Below are 19,433 nucleotides of genomic sequence, written 5' to 3'. Positions count from 1 at the left end.
TTGACAGTTGTAATCGTGCTGTATGTGTTCATGGGGGGAATGAGAAGCGTTGCCCTAACCGATGTTATCCAAGGGGTTTTAATGTTTACCTTAATGTTAGCAGCAGTAGCAGCAATTGCTTCTAGTCTAGGAGGGATTGCTGAAGCTAACCGTACTGTCTACACCCTCAAACCTGAATTGTTTTCTCGACAGGGTATAGATAATTTTTTTACCTATCGTAAGTGGTTTAGCTTCATGATTCTCTGGATGCTTAGTGTTCCTATGTTTCCCCAGATGTTCATGCGATTTTATACCTCAAAAACTAGCAATTCCCTAAAAGTTTCGGTAGTGATTTATCCCCTAGTAAGCGCTATCATGTTTATTTGTCCGGTACTAATCGGAATGTGGGGACATATTTCCTTTTCTGACCTGACAGGAAAAGCATCTGATCAAGTGTTTCCGATGATGCTAGCAGAACATACACCAATCTGGCTAGCATCTTTAGTGATGGTCGGAGCATTAGCTGCTTTGATGTCAACCTTAGACTCCCAGCTTTTGGCTCTCAGTTCCATGCTAACTAGAGATATTTATTTTGCTTATTTCCGTAAAACCGCTTCCCTCAAAGAACAAACCTTTGTTGGTAGACTACTGATTGTTTTATTGGCAATTATTGGTTTAATTATCGCCAAAAATCCCCCAGATACGATTACTGCGATCGCAACCCAAGCCTTTACAGGATTAGCAGTACTGTTTCCGACGGTAATTGCAGTATTGTATAGCAAAACTATTCATCCTCTAACCTGTATTGTATCGATTCTTGTGGGTGAAGCCGCAGTGATTGGCTTTCAGTTGGGGATTATTCCCAAAAGTCTTACCTTCGGTTTTCTGCCAGTTGTCCCTATTGTTGCCCTTTCCGGATTAATTATTATTGTCGGATCAATCAAGCCGATCCGGAGACTGGATTGATATAGCAGTTATCAATGGGGTGAGCTAATTTAGTCCTGGGTTGTAGGGAGTAGGGAGTCGGGAGTCGGGAGTCGGGAGTCGGGAGTCGGGAGTCGGGAAAAAATCCTGTGTACCTCATTACTATGATAAACGTTGTCAGTGGTCAGCTTATTTTCTTCAAAAGCTGTTCGCTTTAGCGTGGCCATAGGCTGTTGGCGTAGCCTGCGCGTAGCGCATAGGCTGATAACTGATAGCTGTTGGCGTAGCCTGCGCGTAGCGCATAGGCTGAAGTCATTGGTCAGTGGTGAGTCTTGAGTACTGAGTCTTCAGTTGGAGAGTTTTGAGTAGACATGCTGGGCAAATTGTATTATAGTGTAATACAATTACATGACTGAGCTAAATTCTAAATTCTAAATCCTAAATTCTACATTCTACATTCTACATTCTTAATTCTACATTCTTAATTCTTAATTCTTAATTCTTAATTCTACATTCTAAATTATACATTCTGACCAACATCGACTAGCCGGAGGCTAATATGTCCAAAAAACTCGACCAAATTCTTGTTGTGGATGTTGAAGCCACCTGTTGGCAAGGGAAGCCACCCCCAGGACAAGAAAACGAAATCATTGAAATTGGGATTTGTGTATTGGATGTTGTTTCTGGGAAGCCCCTGGAAAAAGACAGTATTTTGGTAAAACCAGAACGCTCAAGGGTCAGTGAATTTTGTACTAAACTAACTACATTAACCCAGGAGCAAGTTGACCAGGGAATATCGTTTGTTGAAGCGTGTTCAATTCTACAAGATAAGTATTTATCTGCTCGGCGAGTGTGGGCCAGCTATGGGGATTATGATAGAAATCAATTTCAGAAACAGTGTACATCGCGTTTTGTGAGATATCCCTTCGGTTCCAGACATATCAACATCAAGACCTTGTTTGCCATTAGTTATGCTTTGCCCCATGAAGTTGGTATGGCACAAGCTTTGGATTTACTGAATCTACCGTTGGAAGGTACTCACCACCGGGGAGGAGATGATGCTTGGAATATTGCTTGGATCTTCTCAAGGTTACTTTCGCAATTCAGAACTACACCATGATATCGACTAGACTTGTTCCAGAAGTCGGGAATCGGGAATCGGAACCCACCCCTAACCCCTCCCAGGAGGGGTTAGGGAATCGGGAATCGGGAATCGGGAATCGGGAATCGGGAATAATAATTGACGAAAAGCGATGCAGCGCGGTCTTTAATAATGTTTATCACCACTATTATAAAATAATAGCGATTTGCAGATAATTTAATTATGAAAATGAAGTTAAAAAAATAAAATCGACTTATTAATTTGCAATAATAAATAACTTAGTTTGCATACAAACTGCTCTATTCCCTGTTCCCTGTTCCCTATTCCCTGTTCCCTGTTCCCTATTCCCTGTTCCCTAAAAACCCAGAAATATGTACTTAAAAAATAGCAAATTACTATATCAATATGAATCCGTCTCGGTTAGTCAAAATTAGTAAATATTTGAGTAAGCATCTTCGGCACCAGCCTCAGAGAATTGGAATCACACTCGCTCCTGGTGGCTGGGTTGGTGTTGAGGAACTACTGGCAGCTTGTAAAAAGCATTCCTTTCGGATCAGCCGTGCTGATTTAGATCAAGTAGTTGCCAAAAATGACAAGAAGCGCTTTTCCTTCGACTCCACAGGTACCCGAATTCGTGCCAATCAAGGTCATACGGTCAAAGTCGATTTACAACTAGAAGTTGTGGTTCCACCAGATGTGCTGTATCACGGCACAGGTCACCGGGCAGTTGAGTCAATTCTCCGGCAAGGTTTGTGTAAAATGTCGCGACATCATGTTCATCTATCGACAGATATGGCAACTGCCAGAAAAGTGGGAGCAAGACATGGTCGCCCTGTGGTTTTTGCCATTGATGCCGCAGCTATGCACAACGCCGGTCACAGCTTTTATTGTTCCGATAATGGCATTTGGTTAGTGGATTGGGTATCACCAGAATATTTAAAGTTCACATTTCAGTCTACATGTAATCGAAAAGGTGAGAAAAAGCATAAAAGCTGTAGATAATCAACACGATAGCCATTACCTGAACCATAGGGGAATTAGAGGAAGGCATGGTTGTACCCCTGACCCACATGGATACGGCTGCTCCCATAGCAAAGCTAGAACTGAGTACCAGATAGGGCCAGTCATCGGTATAATATCCCCAGGTGGCTAGTAATGCCATTGCCAATGAGGTCATCATTAATTCAACGAACTCTGGTGGATTGTACTGGGTTGAAAGCACTAATGTTCGCCACCAAAACTGCCAAAGTCTCATAAATTAAAGTAGCTAGTTAATGCTCTAGGCTAGCGTTGACTGAAGACTCTGATATTCTAATATAGTTATGCTGATAGTTATGCTCCTGTAAATAGCTTAGAGCTTCCTCGGTTTTAACTTGAGGAAATTTGAGGTAGAAGCGGCTGACACTTAGAAAGGGTTCCGGTGTTTGTAAGATAACCATGCGATCGCACCATTGTGATAACCAGGGTATTAATCCTCCTGGTGCCACTGGTGTGCAAATCCAGACCTGTGCTGGATTGTGGGCTTTTACTGCTGCGCTTGCTGCTGCTATGGTCATTCCAGTAGCAATGCCATCATCAACCAGCAACGCTAGGGCACCAGTAGGATTGGTTTTCGGACAACCCGGTTGCAGTTGAGCTACCTGAGCTTGGGCTTTTTCTTGAGCTTGAGCTAATACTATTTCCTGCCATTGAGCATTTTTGTTTCGCCATCGCCTTTGCCCAGACCAAAGTACAACTCCCGAGGAAGTCACCGCACCGATTGCTAATTCTGGGTTGCGAGCCGTGGTAATTTTTTTTGCCACTACAATATCTAGTGGACAATCCAGTGCCCGAGCTACTGGTGCTGCTACTGGGATACCCCCCCGAGGTAGTGCATATACAATAGGCGTTGCATCAATACCTGTAGCGTGCAGCCTGCTCACCAAGGGGATAAGTGCTTGAGCGAGCTGCTCACCGGCATCAGCGCGATCGCTAAACAGCGGGGCAGTGTGCATGGCTTCCTCCGGTATGAAGTTGCCTGATATATATTATAATTACGGATTTTTGTCAAGATTACTGTATCAAAAGAAAGATTGTAATAATTACTTGCTCACAATCTCCTCAATCTACTATTAGTAGTAAGGTGCCTTATGCCTGCAAAAATTTCTGTGAGCCCTCATGTCCAACGGAGAACAACTTAGTCTTTTTGACGAGTCAGAGTTAACCCCATCACAGCCGAACAATGTCCAAAGGGAGCTAATCCCCACTGATGCCAAAATCCCTATTCCTCCTGGCACTTACGACACCATGGAATCCTTGACAGAACACTGTCAATCTTGCCAACGCTGCGAATTAGGAGCTACCCGCACTCAGGCTGTTATTGGACGTGGCAACCCTAAGGCCCTAATTATGATTATTGGAGAAGGACCGGGTAAACAAGAAGATGAGACCGGTATGCCGTTTGTAGGCAGAGCAGGGAAACTGTTGGAGAAAATTTTGGCATCTGTGAAAATCGATAGTGAACAAGATGTATATATTTGTAACATGGTGAAGTGCCGACCTCCTGGTAACCGCACCCCTACTCCTGATGAAATTGAAGCGTGCAAACCTTACTTGTTGGAGCAAATTCGCCTAGTAGACCCCCAAATTATTCTGTTCACTGGTGCCACAGCGGTAAAAGGCTTAACTGGTAACAAGAAGGGGATTACTAAGATTCGGGGTACCTGGATGGAATGGGAAGGGCATAAGTGGTGTATGCCAATTCTCCATCCTGCTTACCTACTGCGGAATCCCAAACGAGATCAAGGTAGTCCAAAGTGGCTGATGTGGCAAGATATCCAGAAAGTGCGTGCTAAGTTAGATGAGATTCGCTCTTAGATGCAATAGATATTAGGGAATAGGGAGTAGGGAACAGGGAATAGGGAACTCAGAAGAGGGAACAGGGAGTAGAGATTAGTTAAGTGTTAATTGTTGATTGTTAATTGTTAATTTACCATTGAAAGTTTAAAATTGTTAATTTACAACTTTCAATGGTAAATTAACGAAAAACCAATAATTATACAGCGTTTTTAATAGCTATCAGCTACACAGAAGTTTTTCGCTCTTACCTATTCCCTCTTCTGAGTTCCCTGTTCCCTATTCCCTATTCCCTATTCCCTAAAACCCAGACATTTGTACCTCACTCGTGATGATAATTGCTATATAAAATGATTATTGATGAAACTTGGTATCAACGACCACCTGGAGTTTATGACGCTACCTCCGCTGGTGGTATTGTTGCCCGCCGCTGGGAGCAGCAGATATACATTGCTCTAGTTCAAGAAGGCAATAGACTTGAATACGTCTTACCCAAAGGTCATGTAGAACCAGGAGAAAGCATTTTAGAGGCGGCAGAGCGAGAAATTGCGGAAGAAGCGGGCTTAAATGACCTGAAATTTATTGCTGAACTGGGAGTTAAGGAACGATTAGACTTTGCCAAACAGTGTTGGAAAAAGACTTACTATTTTCTGTTCATTACTGACCAAATTGAGGGGACTCCTACTGATCCAAATCTCAGTTACCAGCTGCGGTGGTTTCCAATAGATGAATTACCAACATTATTCTGGCCAGAACAACAAGAACTCATTAAAACCAATAGTAAGCTGATCCAAAATTCTGTAAGCATATGCGCTACGCGCAGGCTACGCCAACAGCCGTGAGCTAAAAGCTCACGCGTGCGCGTTCAGCTGTCAGCCTTCAGCGTCCCATAACTCAAGATTAAACGAATGCTTACCTCTTTTATTGAAAAACACCGATTGCGCTACGGGCACGCTTGGCCTGTAACCACGCTGCGCCAACGCGAACAGTAGCGTCGTGGCACAGGCTTCGACGCATCGGACCTAACCCATAAGCTGATAACTGATACGCGACACGCTGATACGCGACACGCTGATAGCTTACCCGTTAACTAAAACGCACAACACTGTGGCTAAATCACACCACAAGCCGCTCGAGCACCACCCCCTCCCAAGGGTTTGGGAGTGTCTGAATAATTGTCACCTTGGGCGTGAATGATCAGAGAGTGACCCTTAAGGTCAGCAACCTTTAACCGTGGGGCTACGACTGGAGTGTTAGCAACACCCTGTTGATTAACCACTAGCCTTGGCAAATCACCTAAATGACCATTACCGAATGGTCCTTCATGTTTGCCGGTATTTTCTGGATCATAATGACCACCAGCAGCTAAGCCTGGAACTACTTTACCTTCCTTCTCGGCTGGACCACAGTTGGGGTTTGTATGGAGATGGAAGCCATGTTCTCCAGGAGTTAATCCAGACAGATTCGAGGTTAGCTGCAGACCCTTCTCGGTTTGGGTTGCTTTGACAATGCCAATCTCTTTACCAATGCCTTTGGTATCAGTCAAATGCATGCTCACCGTTAGTGGTGTTGACGCGGATTGATTGGAACAAGCCGAGATTAGAAATATTGCGATCGCAGCTAATAGGCTGATAATTTTCATACTCAACTACACCCCACTTACAGATAGGTCTCCAAGGATCTGAGATCCTTTCGGATTGCCGTTTCCCTATTCCCTACCGTAGCTGATTTCTGAGGATTTTTCAGCTTGAGCTGAGTTTTCCATGCTTCTATCTCAATCTGGCACCCATTCATCTTACCCCTAGCTGGAGTGGGCTTTTAGCGCTATTTTTGTAAAAGCACAACACTTGGCTAGTGTTGAGGGGATCCCGATACAGACACTCAACCCGATTAAAATTATGTTTCTGGGCAAGGGATTGCAGGGTGGTTTGGGTTTCGGGAAAATCACTAGACAATATATGACCCTCGACCATGGAAACTTCTTCGGGAGTCAGTTGAGCCCAGTCTTGGTAAACACCCTCTAGGTAACGTCTTAGATAGGCGTTTCGGGTTTCTCCATCTGTGGAAACTATATCGATCAGAATAAAAACACCATCAGCTTTTAGCAGATGACTCAGCTTAGCCATAATACCATCTTTTTGCTCAAAACTGAGGTGATGGAACGCAAAAGAACTTAGAATCCCGTCGAACCTATCCTGCTGCTTTTGTCCCAACTCAGAAACTACTTCAAAGAAGTCGCCCTGGATCAATGTCTGTTCGCAGGGGATAGAATTCATGTTATCACGAGCAATCTCTAGTGCTGGCTCAGAGAGGTCAATACCTTTGTAGGAAGCAATAGTGGTATTGGCTAAAGCCTGGGCGGTGAAGCTAGCATCACCGCAGCCGAGGTCAAGCATGGAGAAGGGCGTTGGAAAGTAGCTGACTATAAATGCGTGTAAGATGCCGTAAATTTCACGGTGTTTCATGTAATTGTTAGTCAGTATTTTTTAATAGAGTTGCCACTGACTCTCAAATATATTAGGTGACTGATATGTTTTCATAAAACACCTTTTTTGTACTTTGGAAAAACCACCTATTAGGTAACTTATTAAAAAAAACATAGTGAAATTCAAACCCCAGCCAGGATTTGATATTTTGTAAGCATTCAGCAATCAGCTAATACGCTACGCGCACGCTACTTGAGGTGCTATCAGCTATTAGCTAATGCGCTTTTAGCTCACGGCTGACCGCTGACGGCTGACCGCTGACGGCTAAATGCTTACCTAAGTATTAATCCCTATCCAGGTTGGATAGTTGAGTTTTCACATGAGCCAGATAGCTAGAATCATTGATGGTTTCTGGGGATAATCTTCCTCTTGCAATAGCACTTGCTACTAGGTCTTTGGCGGTAATTCTCTTGGTTTTTACAGCGCTGATGAAACCAGCATTACTGGGAATACCTTGGTCAGCAAAGTAGCCTTGATAAGCCAGATAGACCAGGTTAAATGGTTGAACTTCGACAATATTGTTACGGCTGGTGGTATAATTTGCAGCGATTTCTGATGCTAAGACGGGAGTGGTAGCGGTAGCAATCAACAAAGTGCCTAAACTGCCAAGTACGAGACGTTTCATCTTTGTTTCTCCTAAGATTGATTAGCTTAATTGGTGAACTGCTTTTCTTTAATTACTAGAATGCAGGTCTTAACTGAGGAGGAAGTGACCGTTAACTGAGAATTTGATAAGGTGTTGCTTAGGAAACTGAATTAACCCTGGTTGACTGACAAAACTAATCAACCACGTACTGGTACGAAAGTATTTTGAATTCCAGTCGATACCGTCGTTTATCATGTTGTTTTCGTGAGGCCATCGCCGGGTCAGGATCATGATTACTCAGGTACGACCCGTGGCGAATTTAATTCTTAATGGGGAAAGCGCACCTATGTGAAACGAACCCGACGAATCAGTCTCCAGCCATTTTCGCTCGGAGGCTTTGACATCATGTTTATCACTACCCTCGCCTTGACCTACTGGTTTGCCGTAATATCATGTCAGGATAATTACCCTTAATAAAAATCTCCCCATCTCCCCACATTCCCCTCCTGGGAGGGGTTAGGGGTGGGTCCCACCCTCTCTTTAATTATGGGTATTCAACCAGACTTGATATGAGGGGGAACCTCAGGGTGTGATTCTCTTAATGGAAGAGGTAAATTGATCAATTGGCTTTGAGGGGGAATGTCAGGGAATAGGGACTTCGGAGCAGGGAGCTGAGGGGGTGACAACGGCGAGACCAGTTACCTTTGGCTATAATTTTAATTGATGTGGATCGCTTCAAACGCTACAACGATTCCTATGGTCACCAAAAGGGTGATCAATGTCTTCAACAAATTGCCCAAGCTATCCGTGATGTGGTCAAACGTCCAGCTGATTTAGTCGCCCGCTACGGTGGTGATGAATTTGCGGTACTTTTGCCCAATACCGATGCCTCTGGGGCTACACAGGTTGCCCACTTGATTCAAAAGGCGGTGCAAGGTATAAAAATCATTAATTATCGCTATTAAAATCATAGTGATAATCATAGTGCCCCGATTAGAGAGCAGCTCACCCTGAGTTTAGGAATCGCCAGCGAGATTCCTAAACTGGATCAAAAACCAGGAATGTTAATCGCTAGGGCTGATAGTGCTCTGTATCAAGTCAAAGCCACAGGTGGCGATGGCTACGCAGTATGTACCAACCAAGGCCAGGGCGATAGGTTGGGTTTGGGAAAGTTAGAGGAAGAATTAGAAGAGGAATTGTATAGGGCAGTAGGGCAGCATGAGTTTATACTAAACTATCAGCCAATTATGTCCCTAGAGACCAGGCAAATCCTGGGGTTTGAGGTGTTGGTGCGTTGGCAGCACCCCAAGCAGGGACTGATCAGGCCATCCCAGTTTCTATCGATTGCTGAGCAAACCGGACTGATTCTTCCCCTGGGGGAGTGGGTTTTGAGTACTGCTTGTTGGCAGTTGCATGAATGGCAGCATCTGCGGAATACTATACCATTGTTCATCAGTGTCAACCTTTCTGCACAACAACTGTGCCATCCCACTTTCCTGCCTCAGCTTCAACAAATTTTGCAGGAGACTGGTATATCTGGGAGTAATTTAATATTAGAAATTACCGAAAATTCTCTACTAGCTGCAAAAGCCGACGGAGGTATAGACTTAAACCAACTCCAAGCTGAGGGGATTCAATTAGCCCTAGATGATTTTGGCAGTAGCTACTCTTGTCTGGCTCATTTAACGAATCTGCCCATAAACATCTTTAAAATTGACCCTTTTTTTGTCCAAAATATGGAGTCTGACCCCAAAAATGCAGCTATTGTTAAAACTATCATATTTATAGCTCACCAGCTCGGGATAACAGTAACAGCGAAAGCCATCGAAACTCCTGAACAAATGGCAAGCTTGCAAGAGTTAAATTGTGATTATGGGCAAGGTTTTTTTTATCGGAACCAATGGATGCTGAAGCCGCTTCGAGTGTTATCCAAGCGGGGAATTAGGGAATTAGGGAATGGGGAATCGGGAATTGGGAATCGGGAATCGGAACCCACCCCTAACCCCTCCCAGGAGGGGTTAGGGAATCGGGAATCGGGAAAAAATATTGTGTACCTCATAACTATGAAAAACGCTATTAATCGATATTGAATATATAATTTAAAAATTATGTATATTCATTTTTTTTGTTAAAAAATGAATATACATAATCATAATCAAACTTGTTGTTTTATAACTGCTATATTTATATATAGTATTTATAGCGTTTCTCGCAGTTATGAGGTACAGTATTCTTTGACGTTGATTCCCTGTGTTGATGCAGGGGATCGCTATTCCCTATTCCCTATTCTCTCTTCCCTGTTCCCTGTTCCCTGTTCCCTGTTCCCTAAAATCCAGAAATTTTGTACCTCATAGCTATGAGAATTGCTATATAAATGAATTAGGATAATTTTTGATGCCATATTACCTACTCCCTACTCCCTATTCCCTATTCCCTATTCCCTATTCCCTGTTCCCTTTTTTGTGAAAACCCTATAGTTTTAAAATTGCTGTCAGTGTGAGATTATAAGATAAGAGCCGAAAGAAATGAATGTTATCTTGCCCCTGAGGCATAATCGATGAGTGCAGAAATTATTTGTGTAGGTACTGAACTGCTGCTGGGGGATATTCTCAACAGCAATTCTCAGTTTTTAGCCCAGGAGCTAGCGGCATTGGGGATTCCTCACTACTATCAGACAGTAGTGGGAGATAATATCGGGCGTTTACAGCAAGTATTGGCAATTGCTAGTGAGCGCTCCACTATCCTACTATTTACTGGTGGTCTTGGTCCGACGCCGGATGACTTGACGACGGAAGCGATCGCTAAATTTTTTGGCGCTACTCTGATTGAAGAACCGGATGTTATTGAGGACATCACTCAGAAGTTTGCCCGGCGGGGACGTCAATTAACTACCAATAACCGCAAGCAAGCCCTAATTCCGGAAGGGGCACAAGTATTACCCAACTTGAATGGAACAGCTCCTGGTATCATCTGGAAACCCCGTGCTGATTTAACCATTCTCACGTTTCCTGGTGTTCCTAGGGAAATGAATCAGATGTGGCGAGACACGGCTGTTCCCTATCTCAAAAGCCAAGGCTGGGGTAAAGAAATCGTTTATAGCCGGATGTTGCGGTTTTGGGGGATTGGAGAATCGGCTTTGGCTGAGAAAGTTGCTCCCTTTTTTGACCTTACCAACCCCACGGTTGCTCCCTATGCTAGTAAGGGACAAGTGAGGTTAAGAGTTTCGGCCCGTGCGGCTTCAGAAAGTGAAGCACAACAGTTAATTGAACCAGTAGCGCAAAAATTACAGCAGATTGGGGGAATTAACTATTTCGGTACTGACACCGATACCCTAGCCTCTGTAGTGGGTCAGCTATTGACGGCTGCCTCACAAACGTTGAGCGTAGCGGAATCCTGTACTGGCGGCGGTATTGGCAGTATGATAACCAGTGTGCCTGGCAGTTCTAATTACTTTCTGGGGGGTATCATTGCTTATGATAACGCTGTGAAAACTGGTGTACTCGGAGTAAATTACTCAGATTTGAAGGGGATGGGGGCGGAAAGTAAAGTTGTAGCAGAGCAAATGGCAACGGGAGTGCGATCGCTTCTTTCTTCAACCTGGTCATTGAGTATTACAGGCATAGCCGGACCTGGAGGCAATACCGATACCAAGCCCGTGGGTCTAGTTTACATTGCTCTAGCCGGACCAGATGGCATTTTAGAATGCTACAAGTACACCTTGGGTCAACATCGGAGTCGGTCTGACCTACGTCACATCAGCGCCTGCTATGCCCTCGATCGCCTACGGTGCAAATTGCTGAGTCGGTGAACTTGTTAGTTAGCTTGTTAGGGTTAATTAGCAAGCAGTGCACCCATAACCCTTTTCAATCTAAATTTCAAGCTAAATCCCTGCACCTGGGGGCCAGGTGGTGAAAATAAACACCACCACAGTAGCGATCGCAAGCATTCCCTGAATCAAATTTCCTACCAATGAACCGACCACAATCCCCAAGCCAGCTTTAAAGGATTGCTTAATTCTAGGCTGTAACTTTAACTTCCGTTGATAGAGAAACTCACCTACAAACGCCCCTAACAACGGTCCCAGCACAATCCCTAGTAACGGTCCGCCGAAGGGCAAGGCGGGTAAAAGACCAAAAACCCCCATGAACAAGCCGATTATGGAACCAATTTGTCCCCAATTACTAGCACCAGCTTTTTTGGCTCCCCAGTAAGCGGCTAAAAAATCGACCCCCATACCGAGTAGCCACACAAAGATTGCTACGCCCAATGGCCAGGTGACGCTACTAAAGCCCTCAGCAATACCCCAAATTATGGTGGCAGCTAAAATCAACATGGCACCGGGAATGCCAGGAACAACCGAACCAATAATGCCTACTAGCATCAGCAGAATCAGGAACCAGTACAAAATGATTAACCACATTATTTAAATTCGAAGCGGTACCCACATCTTATAAATGACCAGAGAGAGTATTGGCGAGTTTATCAGCAATCCCCTCAATCCAATTTTCATCTTGTTTAGTGTAACTTCGGGGAGCATTGGCTGCCAAAATTAGCGCTCCTTGATTGCCAATTGGTTGACATATTACACCTTGTGTGTTATGTGGCAAGTAGTCAAATTCAAGTCGCCCTGGATAGAGCTTTAGGTTAACCAGATAGACGGCTTTTTGAGTTTCGAGAACCCGCTTGAGAATAGCTCCAGGCTCGACTTGGGGATTTTTGCCCAAGATCCCCCGCCGCAGCAGGACTTTGCCTTGGTATACCACCACAAGCGATCGCGTTACTGTATTAGTTAGTAATAGATGGGATGCCCAGGCTAATTCAGTTTTTACCTGATCTGGCAGTTCTGGAGCGAGTTCCAAACCCTCCTCGCCAATCAGTTTAACTGCATCAGGAGGTTTGGGCTGTACCTGCTGCCACAGTAAACCTGTCAAAATCAATACAGCACAAACAATTACCCCTACAGCATCAGAACGAGCTTGAGAATTGGTTAGCTGGGAGGTTAATAAACGGTTAATCAGCAACAGACCCCCTGCCAATCCTCCAACCGCAAATGGCAGCAGCCGCAGTACATCATTTTGGTCGGGTTTAGCCATCACTCACCTGTTGGTTGTTAGTTCAGTACTTAGGCAGCTGAAAGGAAACATCAAGGTGTTACTATTTTTCATCCCCCGGTTCAATGATCCGTTGGAACAAATAACCTGTACCTCGTGCAGTCAGAATTAGCTCAGGATTACTCGGGTCATCCTCTAACTTGGCTCGTAGCCGGGATATGTGGACATCTACTACACGGGTATCTACATGGCGTTCGGGGGTATAGCCCCACACTTCCTGCAAAATTTCAGAACGGGAGAATGGTTCTCCGGAACGTTTAACTAATAATTCCAGAAGACTGAACTCCATTCCAGTCAGCCGAATGCGCTCATCCCCTTTGTAGACCTGCCGCTTGTTGGTGTCAATTTTGATACTCGCAACATGAATCACGCCAGAACTAGGAATACCGCCAGTTCCGACTTTATCAACGCGCCGCAGTACGGAGCGAATACGGGCTTCCAATTCTTTTGGAGAAAAGGGCTTGACCACATAGTCATCTGCTCCTAACTCTAGACCGGTAATCCGATCAGCTACATCCCCTAAAGCAGTTAGCATAATAATGGGAATGTCTGATTCCTTGCGTAATTCTTGACAAACACCATAACCATCTAGCTTTGGCATCATCACATCTAACACCACTAGGTCAGGCTCTTGATTACGAAATGTGTCTAGGGCTTCTTCTCCATCGGCGGCTGTGACTACTTCGTAGCCAATCATGGATAACCTAGTTTCTAATATGCGACGGATACTAGCCTCGTCATCGACAACAAGAATTTTTTCTTTATGAGTTTCCAATTGACGTTGTACTCCCGAAATGGTGAAGTAAGATTAATGATTTATTAATTTATCAGTAGTTTATCTCTTTAATCTAACGCTTTACAAAGTTGGTTTTATCGTTGAGAATTATATTTTCCTTGCTGGTGAAGTCTTTCTTGACTTTCATTAATGTTAATTTAATTATTGAGTTTTTTTAAGAGTTTTTAAGACTTTTCAAGTAGGATGCCGAAGCCTAAAACGCTCTATGTGTGTAATGCCTGTGGTGCTGAGTCCTCCCAATGGTTCGGCAAATGTCCTGCCTGTGGTACTTACAATTCCTTGGATGAGGTAGCTCCCCCATCCCCGGTCAAAATCAGTCGCGGGGGTTGGCAATCCAATACTTATTCCGATAACCACGAGCCTAACACTGGACCGGCTCAACCAAGATCATCCCTTACCTTCTCAGAAATTGTTGATACTGTCGAGATCCGCTTCCCCTCAGGCTATGGAGAACTTGACCGAGTCCTCGGAGGTGGTGTTGTGCCTGGGTCTTTAGTATTAATTGGTGGCGATCCAGGGATTGGCAAATCAACCTTAATGCTTCAAGTTGCCAATCAACTTGCTAAGTTGCATCGCATTCTATACGTTTGTGCAGAGGAATCAGGACAGCAGGTAAAGCTGCGAGCATCTCGCCTGGGTGTGGTATCAGCAGAAACCCCTGATCTCGAATCTAATAACGGTAGGGTGAAAAAGGAGGCTAAGTCTTCTAAGTCTAAGTCTTCTAAGTCAAAATCATCAAAAACTCGAATAGCTGCTCAAGACTCTGAGTCTAAATCTGAGTCTAAAGACGCTGATTTGTATATCTTACCAGAAACGGATTTAGAGGAAATTCTGCGAGAGTTGGAGTCCCTGAAACCTCAGGTAGCAGTGATTGACAGTATTCAGACCCTTTATTTTCCGGCCTTGACCTCTGCTCCTGGTTCTGTTGCTCAAGTCCGGGAATGTACCTCCGCCCTGATGCAGGTAGCAAAGCGGTCAAACATTACTCTGTTAATTGTGGGTCATGTGACCAAAGAAGGCGCGATCGCAGGACCAAGGGTACTGGAACACTTAGTGGATACTGTATTGTACTTCGAAGGCGATCGCTTTGCCTCCCATCGGCTACTGCGTTCTGTCAAAAACCGCTTTGGGGCTACTCATGAAATCGGTATTTTTGAAATGGTCAGCAACGGTTTGCAGGAAGTCTTGAATCCTTCTGATCTGTTTTTGGGTAACCGGGATGAAATGAGTCCTGGTACTGCTACTGTCGTGGCTTGTGAAGGTACTCGTCCGATTCTGGTAGAGTTGCAAGCGCTAGTAAGTCCTGCTAGTTATGGGGCACCCCGGCGCTCAACGACTGGAGTTGATTACAACCGGTTACAACAAATTCTGGCAGTCTTGGAAAAGCGAGTCGGGATTCCTCTATCCAAATTAGATGCTTATGTAGCAACAGCAGGGGGGCTAGGAGTAGAAGAACCAGCAGCTGATTTAGGAATGGCTATTGCGGTAGTAGCCAGTTTTCGCGATCGCGTTGTCGATCCTCGCACCGTTATGATTGGTGAAATCAGCTTAGGCGGGCAAGTGCGACTAGTCTCTCAGATGGAACTCCGACTCAAAGAAGCTGCCAAGTTAGGGTTCAAGCGAGCGATCATACCCAAAGGTCAAACCTTATCTGATCTTGGTATTGAAATTATTCAAGTATCTAGAGTACTAGATGCCATTATCGCTGCCTTGCCTGGGGGATTACGCCAAGACTTCCCTGAAGATATTGAGGATCAGATCTAAGATCAAGTCCAGTTACATAACCAATTCCCGATTCCCGATTCCCGATTCCCGATTCCCGATTCCCGATTCCCGATTCCCGATTACTCGGCTGCCAGAAACTCCAAATAACTACCACTCAACTCCTTGACTGCCAACTCATAAAACTGCTTACCATGTTTCGGTGTTGCTAAGGCTGGATTAGACCCCATACGACCATCGGGATAACGGCGACGAAAATCTGCGGCTCCATAAATGGGGTGTCCAGACGCAACGGTTTCTGAGAGGGGTGCTTGTTTAATCGCTTCGGGATAGACATATTGGGTAAGTGCTACCTCAGAAGGAGTAGCATGGGAACCTTCTTGATCCCCATACAATTCCTTAGCTAATTTATAGACAGAACGGCACATAAACCAATTAGCTACCCGACACTGAACCGTTTCCCCATTGGGAATCTGTAAATCACTCAAGTGAGCGTAACTTTCAGAAAACGCTGCCTTAAGGGTAGCGATATTACCCCCATGACCATTGATAAAGAAAAACTTGGTAAACCCAGCTCTAGTCAAGCAAGTCAGGTAGTCTTTGAGCACCTGAATTAATGTACTAGGTTTCAAGCTGATGCTACCGGGAAAAGCCGTGTGGTGTAAGGCCATCCCGACATTAATGGTTGGAGCAACTAGGGCATTGGTTGCTTCAGAGACACCTTTTGCGATCGCTTCTGCACATATTGCGTCGGTGCCAATCAATCCAGTTGGTCCATGTTGTTCAGTTGAACCAATGGGCAGAATAATCCCTGGTGATTCCTTTAGGTAAGCTTCAATTTCTGTCCAAGTACTCAAGTGTAACAGCATGGTTAATCCTCTTAGAGGGTTAGTAGTTGTGATATCTGCCAAACCTCTCGTTTCAAGTAGGTGTAGAGGTTTGGTTTGGCTTTAATACCTAGGTATACCCCCTAACCCCTCGCGCGGAAGGGGGGGATGGGATTCTTAATTAGCTAAAATGACACTATAATCTATCCGCAGCAAGATAATATATTGGGAAAAATAAGGTTAATTGATGATTAAGTCAATATTCTGATTGACAGATGCGTGGTACTACTTGTATATCTTGACGTGTAACCTCAGTTACCAACTTTTCTTACTTTATGCTTGCTCTCGACATACCCCACAGTACTTCCACTTCTGAGCTGACCAAGGCTAAACAAGTCTTAGTGGTGGAAGACGAAGAACTAATCCGAGAAATGATCGTCCTAGCCCTGGAAGAAGAAGGTTACGAGGTATTCAGTGCTGCGGACGGTGCTACAGCTTTGAGTATGCTTCAGGATACCGATCAAACTGGTTACTCTGTGGATTTGCTCATATTAGACCTAATGTTACCTCAGGTTAATGGTTTAGATCTGTGTCGGTTGCTACGTTATCGAGGAAATCCCATTCCTATCCTGATTCTGAGTGCCAAAGCTAGTGAAACGGATCGGGTTTTAGGTTTGGAAGTTGGTGCAGACGACTACCTCACTAAACCGTTCAGTATGCGGGAGTTGATTGCTCGTTGCCGAGCCTTAATTCGTCGCCAACACTTGAATGGTATGACTCCAACACCAGTGCAGCAATTCCGAGAGATCAAGCTGTACCCCCAAGAGTGTCGGGTGATGGTTCGGGGAGAAGACGTTAATTTATCTCCCAAAGAGTTTCGACTTTTGGAGTTATTTATCAATAATCCCCGCCGAGTTTGGTCTCGGGAGCAATTAATTGATCAAGTATGGGGAATGGATTTTGTGGGAGATACTAAAACCGTCGATGTTCATATTCGCTGGTTACGGGAAAAATTAGAGGAAGACCCTAGTAAACCAGAATACCTGATCACTGTACGCGGTTTTGGTTATCGGTTTGGATAAATAATCAAGGATAGAGAAAGGATAGAGAAAGGATAGAGAAAATATCAAGAATCAAGGATAAATAATGAATGAAATATGAAGCATAGATAAAGGATAAAGTAGTATAAAGTACGAAGTCCTTCATACTTCATATTGTTTTTTTGTTATGATAATCCTAGCATTTTTACTAGGTCTGGCTTTGGGAATTGGGCTGTGGCTGTGGCAGCAGCACCAACTCAAACGACGGCTACAGCAAATGCTGGGAACACTACAGGCGGATGCTACCAGCAACTCGTTGTCGGCAGTTTCTCGTTTGCGGCAAGCGATCGCAAGAGCCAATCATCAACGAGAACAGATCGAGCAAGAACTGCAAACGTGGCAGGGAGTAGTTCAGGTAGCACCCTTAGGTTATTTTCTGGTGGATGAAGAAAACCAGTTACTCTGGTGCAACCAGCAAGCGCGTCAGTTATTACATATTCATCACTGGGAATCAGGAGAAATCCGGTTATTCCTGGAGTGGGTGCGTTCCTACGAATTAGATCAGCTGATTGAAACTACCCGTCAGCAGCAGCAACCTGGGATCTGTGAATGGGTATTTCACCCCAGTTGCTTAAATGGGGAGGCCATGGGTGAAATGCGATCGCTTTATCTAAGAGCTTCCAGTTGGCCATTACCCCATAAACAAGTTGGTGTGTTTCTGGAAAACCAACAACCTTTGGTAGAACTGGCTGAGTCTCGCAACCAGTGGTTTGGGGATTTAGCCCACGAACTAAGAACCCCTTTAACCTCCATTAGTTTAGTGGCGGAAACCTTACAGAGCCGTCTGGAGCCTCAGGAAAGCCGCTGGGTCGAGAAAATGCTCGCAGAAGTCAAACGGCTGATTCAGCTTGTGGAAGATTGGCTGGAAATTAGTAAACTCAAGCAAGACCCCACTCTACATCTTAACTGTCAATCCATAGAACTAAAGAGTTTAATTTTTAGGGTCTGGCAAACCTTAGAACTCCTAGCCCAACAGAAAGACTTAACCCTTGCCTATAATGGACCTAATCAAGTGTATCTGCAAGCTGATCCCTCTCGCCTGACTCAGGTGTTTCTGAATTTATTTGACAACAGTATTAAACACAGCCCATCTCAGGCTGCCATTCGAGTTGAGGTTAATGCTATATCTTCCCAGAAGGCGGCTGTTTGCGATACTTGGATTCAAATTAAGGTGATCGATGCAGGAGATGGTTTTGCCGAGTCAGATTTACCCCGTGTCTTTGAGCGACTTTACCGGGGAGATCAGTCAAGAGCCAGAGAGCAGACTAATTATAGTAATGGAGACCCCTTACCTGTTCGTGGTGGCAGTGGTCTAGGACTATCCATTGTGCAGCAAATTATTGAAGCTCACGGTGGCTCTATCCTAGCCAGCAATCACTGGGAAACAGGTGGTGCCTGTATAGAAATTGCACTTCCAGATACCACCAAAGGTTGATTCAATTTGCTATTACTTAGTGTTATAGTGTCTTATCCTGCTCGCCCTGGTAGGTTGTTTGGTTAAAGGTTAAAGGTTGAAAGTTAAAGGTTGTTCCCGTAGCGTGGCCATTCGCGTAGCGTAGCCCAAAGGCCAAGGCCAAGGTTAAAGGTTAAAAGTTGTTTGGTTGTTCCCGTAGCGTGGCCAATAGGCCAAGGTTTAATAACCTGTAACCAGCTAACCAGCTAACCTGTAACCAGCTAACCAGCTAACCTGTATTCGGCTAACCAGCTAACCCCTAAAACTTTCATTGAAATACTGCCTGTTAATTTGTTCACCGGAAGGATGGCTAAGCGCGATTGGCCTTTGGCCACGCTACGCGAACGCATCTAATCAAGATGTCCTGTTGGGCAGTTATTTATGTTAAGTGCTTTCTTACCCATGCATAAATGTAAAGGACAGGGGCTTCCAGCCTTCCCTTACCAACCCCTATTTTATGGTGAGTTTATCTTCTCCTACTAGTTCTGTCAGCAACATGTCTGAGCGTTCCA

The 19,433-nt window shown here is 44.6% G+C and carries 21 protein-coding genes and 2 pseudogenes; 13 read left to right on the top strand and 10 right to left on the bottom strand.

Translation table 11 applies throughout. From position 1 onward, the window contains the following. Window positions 1–945 (top strand): annotated as a pseudogene (locus F6J94_RS12965) (sodium:solute symporter family protein); the annotation flags it as partial. Window positions 946–974: 29 nt separating this feature from the next. Here the strand turns inward: F6J94_RS12965 and F6J94_RS12960 are convergent. Further along, on the bottom strand, window positions 975–1,130 hold the full coding sequence (locus F6J94_RS12960; RefSeq protein ID WP_293040546.1) for a hypothetical protein: 156 nt from the start codon (window positions 1,128–1,130) through the stop codon (window positions 975–977). A gap of 332 nt (window positions 1,131–1,462) precedes the next feature. Between F6J94_RS12960 and F6J94_RS12955 the strand changes: the two genes are divergently transcribed. Then, window positions 1,463–2,023, top strand: coding sequence for a 3'-5' exonuclease (locus F6J94_RS12955; RefSeq protein WP_293020152.1), 561 nt, complete (start codon window positions 1,463–1,465; stop codon window positions 2,021–2,023). 387 nt (window positions 2,024–2,410) lie between these two features. Next, entirely contained in the window at window positions 2,411–3,007 is a 597-nt protein-coding gene (locus F6J94_RS12950; RefSeq protein WP_293040543.1) for an RNA 2'-phosphotransferase, read from the top strand. Here the strand turns inward: F6J94_RS12950 and F6J94_RS12945 are convergent. Then, window positions 2,961–3,260 carry a hypothetical protein gene (locus F6J94_RS12945; RefSeq protein WP_293040540.1) on the bottom strand — a complete coding sequence of 100 codons (300 nt, stop codon included), beginning with the start codon at window positions 3,258–3,260 and terminating at the stop codon, window positions 2,961–2,963. The genes F6J94_RS12950 and F6J94_RS12945 overlap by 47 nt on opposite strands. Window positions 3,261–3,276: 16 nt before the next feature. Further along, the gene (locus F6J94_RS12940) at window positions 3,277–3,999 is read right to left on the bottom strand and encodes a phosphoribosyltransferase (RefSeq protein ID WP_293040537.1); all 723 of its coding nucleotides are present in this window, start codon (window positions 3,997–3,999) and stop codon (window positions 3,277–3,279) included. A gap of 163 nt (window positions 4,000–4,162) precedes the next feature. Here F6J94_RS12940 and F6J94_RS12935 point away from each other — a divergent pair, with 163 nt between their 5' ends. Beyond that, window positions 4,163–4,861, top strand: coding sequence for a uracil-DNA glycosylase (locus F6J94_RS12935; RefSeq protein WP_293040534.1), 699 nt, complete (start codon window positions 4,163–4,165; stop codon window positions 4,859–4,861). A 329-nt stretch (window positions 4,862–5,190) separates the two neighbouring features. Then, on the top strand, window positions 5,191–5,682 hold the full coding sequence (locus F6J94_RS12930; RefSeq protein ID WP_293040530.1) for an NUDIX domain-containing protein: 492 nt from the start codon (window positions 5,191–5,193) through the stop codon (window positions 5,680–5,682). A gap of 269 nt (window positions 5,683–5,951) precedes the next feature. On the opposite strand, the gene sodC is transcribed toward F6J94_RS12930, so the two are convergent. From sodC to F6J94_RS12915, 3 genes are all read right to left on the bottom strand, one after another. Continuing rightward, on the bottom strand, window positions 5,952–6,482 hold the full coding sequence (gene sodC / locus F6J94_RS12925; RefSeq protein ID WP_293040526.1) for a superoxide dismutase [Cu-Zn] SodC: 531 nt from the start codon (window positions 6,480–6,482) through the stop codon (window positions 5,952–5,954). Between the two features lie 148 nt (window positions 6,483–6,630). After that, a complete protein-coding gene (locus tag F6J94_RS12920) occupies window positions 6,631–7,305 on the bottom strand; it encodes a class I SAM-dependent methyltransferase (protein ID WP_293040524.1) in 675 nt (224 codons plus the stop codon). Between the two features lie 304 nt (window positions 7,306–7,609). Then, window positions 7,610–7,951, bottom strand: coding sequence for a hypothetical protein (locus F6J94_RS12915; protein ID WP_293040521.1), 342 nt, complete (start codon window positions 7,949–7,951; stop codon window positions 7,610–7,612). Between the two features lie 659 nt (window positions 7,952–8,610). On the opposite strand from F6J94_RS12915, the pseudogene F6J94_RS12910 reads away from it, so the two are divergent. From F6J94_RS12910 to F6J94_RS12895, 4 genes and pseudogenes are all read left to right on the top strand, one after another. Next, a pseudogene (locus F6J94_RS12910) lies at window positions 8,611–8,877 on the top strand (diguanylate cyclase); the annotation flags it as partial. Window positions 8,878–8,973: 96 nt separating this feature from the next. Further along, a complete protein-coding gene (locus tag F6J94_RS12905) occupies window positions 8,974–10,002 on the top strand; it encodes a bifunctional diguanylate cyclase/phosphodiesterase (protein WP_293040518.1) in 1,029 nt (342 codons plus the stop codon). Window positions 10,003–10,047: 45 nt separating this feature from the next. Continuing rightward, a complete protein-coding gene (locus F6J94_RS12900) occupies window positions 10,048–10,266 on the top strand; it encodes a hypothetical protein (RefSeq protein ID WP_293040515.1) in 219 nt (72 codons plus the stop codon). Window positions 10,267–10,469: 203 nt separating this feature from the next. Further along, window positions 10,470–11,720: a competence/damage-inducible protein A gene (locus F6J94_RS12895; protein ID WP_293040512.1), complete on the top strand. Its 1,251-nt coding sequence runs from the start codon at window positions 10,470–10,472 to the stop codon at window positions 11,718–11,720. 72 nt (window positions 11,721–11,792) lie between these two features. Here the strand turns inward: F6J94_RS12895 and F6J94_RS12890 are convergent, their stop codons facing one another. From F6J94_RS12890 to rpaB, 3 genes are all read right to left on the bottom strand, one after another. Further along, on the bottom strand, window positions 11,793–12,332 hold the full coding sequence (locus tag F6J94_RS12890; protein WP_293023921.1) for a DUF456 domain-containing protein: 540 nt from the start codon (window positions 12,330–12,332) through the stop codon (window positions 11,793–11,795). Window positions 12,333–12,360: 28 nt separating this feature from the next. After that, window positions 12,361–13,005 carry a cofactor assembly of complex C subunit B gene (locus F6J94_RS12885; RefSeq protein ID WP_293023919.1) on the bottom strand — a complete coding sequence of 215 codons (645 nt, stop codon included), beginning with the start codon at window positions 13,003–13,005 and terminating at the stop codon, window positions 12,361–12,363. A gap of 61 nt (window positions 13,006–13,066) precedes the next feature. After that, a complete protein-coding gene (gene rpaB, locus F6J94_RS12880; RefSeq protein WP_293023917.1) occupies window positions 13,067–13,798 on the bottom strand; it encodes a response regulator transcription factor RpaB in 732 nt (243 codons plus the stop codon). A 204-nt stretch (window positions 13,799–14,002) separates the two neighbouring features. Between rpaB and radA the strand changes: the two genes are divergently transcribed. Then, on the top strand, window positions 14,003–15,583 hold the full coding sequence (gene radA / locus F6J94_RS12875) for a DNA repair protein RadA (RefSeq protein WP_293040509.1): 1,581 nt from the start codon (window positions 14,003–14,005) through the stop codon (window positions 15,581–15,583). Further along, entirely contained in the window at window positions 15,567–15,710 is a 144-nt protein-coding gene (locus F6J94_RS12870) for a hypothetical protein (protein ID WP_293040506.1), read from the top strand. Before radA ends, F6J94_RS12870 begins: the two co-directional genes overlap by 17 nt. Here F6J94_RS12870 and F6J94_RS12865 read toward each other — a convergent pair. Next, a complete protein-coding gene (locus F6J94_RS12865; RefSeq protein WP_293040552.1) occupies window positions 15,664–16,410 on the bottom strand; it encodes a creatininase family protein in 747 nt (248 codons plus the stop codon). The genes F6J94_RS12870 and F6J94_RS12865 overlap by 47 nt on opposite strands. Before the next feature lie 293 nt (window positions 16,411–16,703). On the opposite strand from F6J94_RS12865, the gene F6J94_RS12860 reads away from it, so the two are divergent. Both F6J94_RS12860 and F6J94_RS12855 read left to right on the top strand, forming a co-directional pair. Next, the gene (locus tag F6J94_RS12860) at window positions 16,704–17,450 is read left to right on the top strand and encodes a response regulator transcription factor (RefSeq protein WP_293023909.1); all 747 of its coding nucleotides are present in this window, start codon (window positions 16,704–16,706) and stop codon (window positions 17,448–17,450) included. A 145-nt stretch (window positions 17,451–17,595) separates the two neighbouring features. Continuing rightward, complete coding sequence (locus F6J94_RS12855) at window positions 17,596–18,903, top strand: PAS domain-containing sensor histidine kinase (protein WP_293040503.1); 1,308 nt, start codon at window positions 17,596–17,598, stop codon at window positions 18,901–18,903. The last annotated feature ends 530 nt before the right edge of the window (window positions 18,904–19,433 follow it).

The organism is Moorena sp. SIO1F2 (assembly GCF_010672755.1).
Classification (GTDB): domain Bacteria; phylum Cyanobacteriota; class Cyanobacteriia; order Cyanobacteriales; family Coleofasciculaceae; genus Moorena.
The sequence above is the reverse complement of the archived record's forward strand: the minus strand, read 5'-3'. Positions and strand labels throughout refer to the sequence as shown.

Bases quoted from the DNA above. Each gene is read 5' to 3' on its own strand.
- F6J94_RS12960 (WP_293040546.1), bottom strand. From the start codon at position 1,130: ATGGCCACGCTAAAGCGAACAGCTTTTGAAGAAAATAAGCTGACCACT.
- F6J94_RS12955 (WP_293020152.1), top strand. From the start codon at position 1,463: ATGTCCAAAAAACTCGACCAAATTCTTGTTGTGGATGTTGAAGCCACC.
- F6J94_RS12950 (WP_293040543.1), top strand. From the start codon at position 2,411: ATGAATCCGTCTCGGTTAGTCAAAATTAGTAAATATTTGAGTAAGCAT.
- F6J94_RS12945 (WP_293040540.1), bottom strand. From the start codon at position 3,260: ATGAGACTTTGGCAGTTTTGGTGGCGAACATTAGTGCTTTCAACCCAG.
- F6J94_RS12940 (WP_293040537.1), bottom strand. From the start codon at position 3,999: ATGCACACTGCCCCGCTGTTTAGCGATCGCGCTGATGCCGGTGAGCAG.
- F6J94_RS12935 (WP_293040534.1), top strand. From the start codon at position 4,163: ATGTCCAACGGAGAACAACTTAGTCTTTTTGACGAGTCAGAGTTAACC.
- F6J94_RS12930 (WP_293040530.1), top strand. From the start codon at position 5,191: ATGATTATTGATGAAACTTGGTATCAACGACCACCTGGAGTTTATGAC.
- sodC (WP_293040526.1), bottom strand. From the start codon at position 6,482: ATGAAAATTATCAGCCTATTAGCTGCGATCGCAATATTTCTAATCTCG.
- F6J94_RS12920 (WP_293040524.1), bottom strand. From the start codon at position 7,305: ATGAAACACCGTGAAATTTACGGCATCTTACACGCATTTATAGTCAGC.
- F6J94_RS12915 (WP_293040521.1), bottom strand. From the start codon at position 7,951: ATGAAACGTCTCGTACTTGGCAGTTTAGGCACTTTGTTGATTGCTACC.
- F6J94_RS12905 (WP_293040518.1), top strand. From the start codon at position 8,974: ATGTTAATCGCTAGGGCTGATAGTGCTCTGTATCAAGTCAAAGCCACA.
- F6J94_RS12900 (WP_293040515.1), top strand. From the start codon at position 10,048: ATGAATATACATAATCATAATCAAACTTGTTGTTTTATAACTGCTATA.
- F6J94_RS12895 (WP_293040512.1), top strand. From the start codon at position 10,470: ATGAGTGCAGAAATTATTTGTGTAGGTACTGAACTGCTGCTGGGGGAT.
- F6J94_RS12890 (WP_293023921.1), bottom strand. From the start codon at position 12,332: ATGTGGTTAATCATTTTGTACTGGTTCCTGATTCTGCTGATGCTAGTA.
- F6J94_RS12885 (WP_293023919.1), bottom strand. From the start codon at position 13,005: ATGGCTAAACCCGACCAAAATGATGTACTGCGGCTGCTGCCATTTGCG.
- radA (WP_293040509.1), top strand. From the start codon at position 14,003: ATGCCGAAGCCTAAAACGCTCTATGTGTGTAATGCCTGTGGTGCTGAG.
- F6J94_RS12865 (WP_293040552.1), bottom strand. From the start codon at position 16,410: ATGCTGTTACACTTGAGTACTTGGACAGAAATTGAAGCTTACCTAAAG.
- F6J94_RS12860 (WP_293023909.1), top strand. From the start codon at position 16,704: ATGCTTGCTCTCGACATACCCCACAGTACTTCCACTTCTGAGCTGACC.
- F6J94_RS12855 (WP_293040503.1), top strand. From the start codon at position 17,596: ATGATAATCCTAGCATTTTTACTAGGTCTGGCTTTGGGAATTGGGCTG.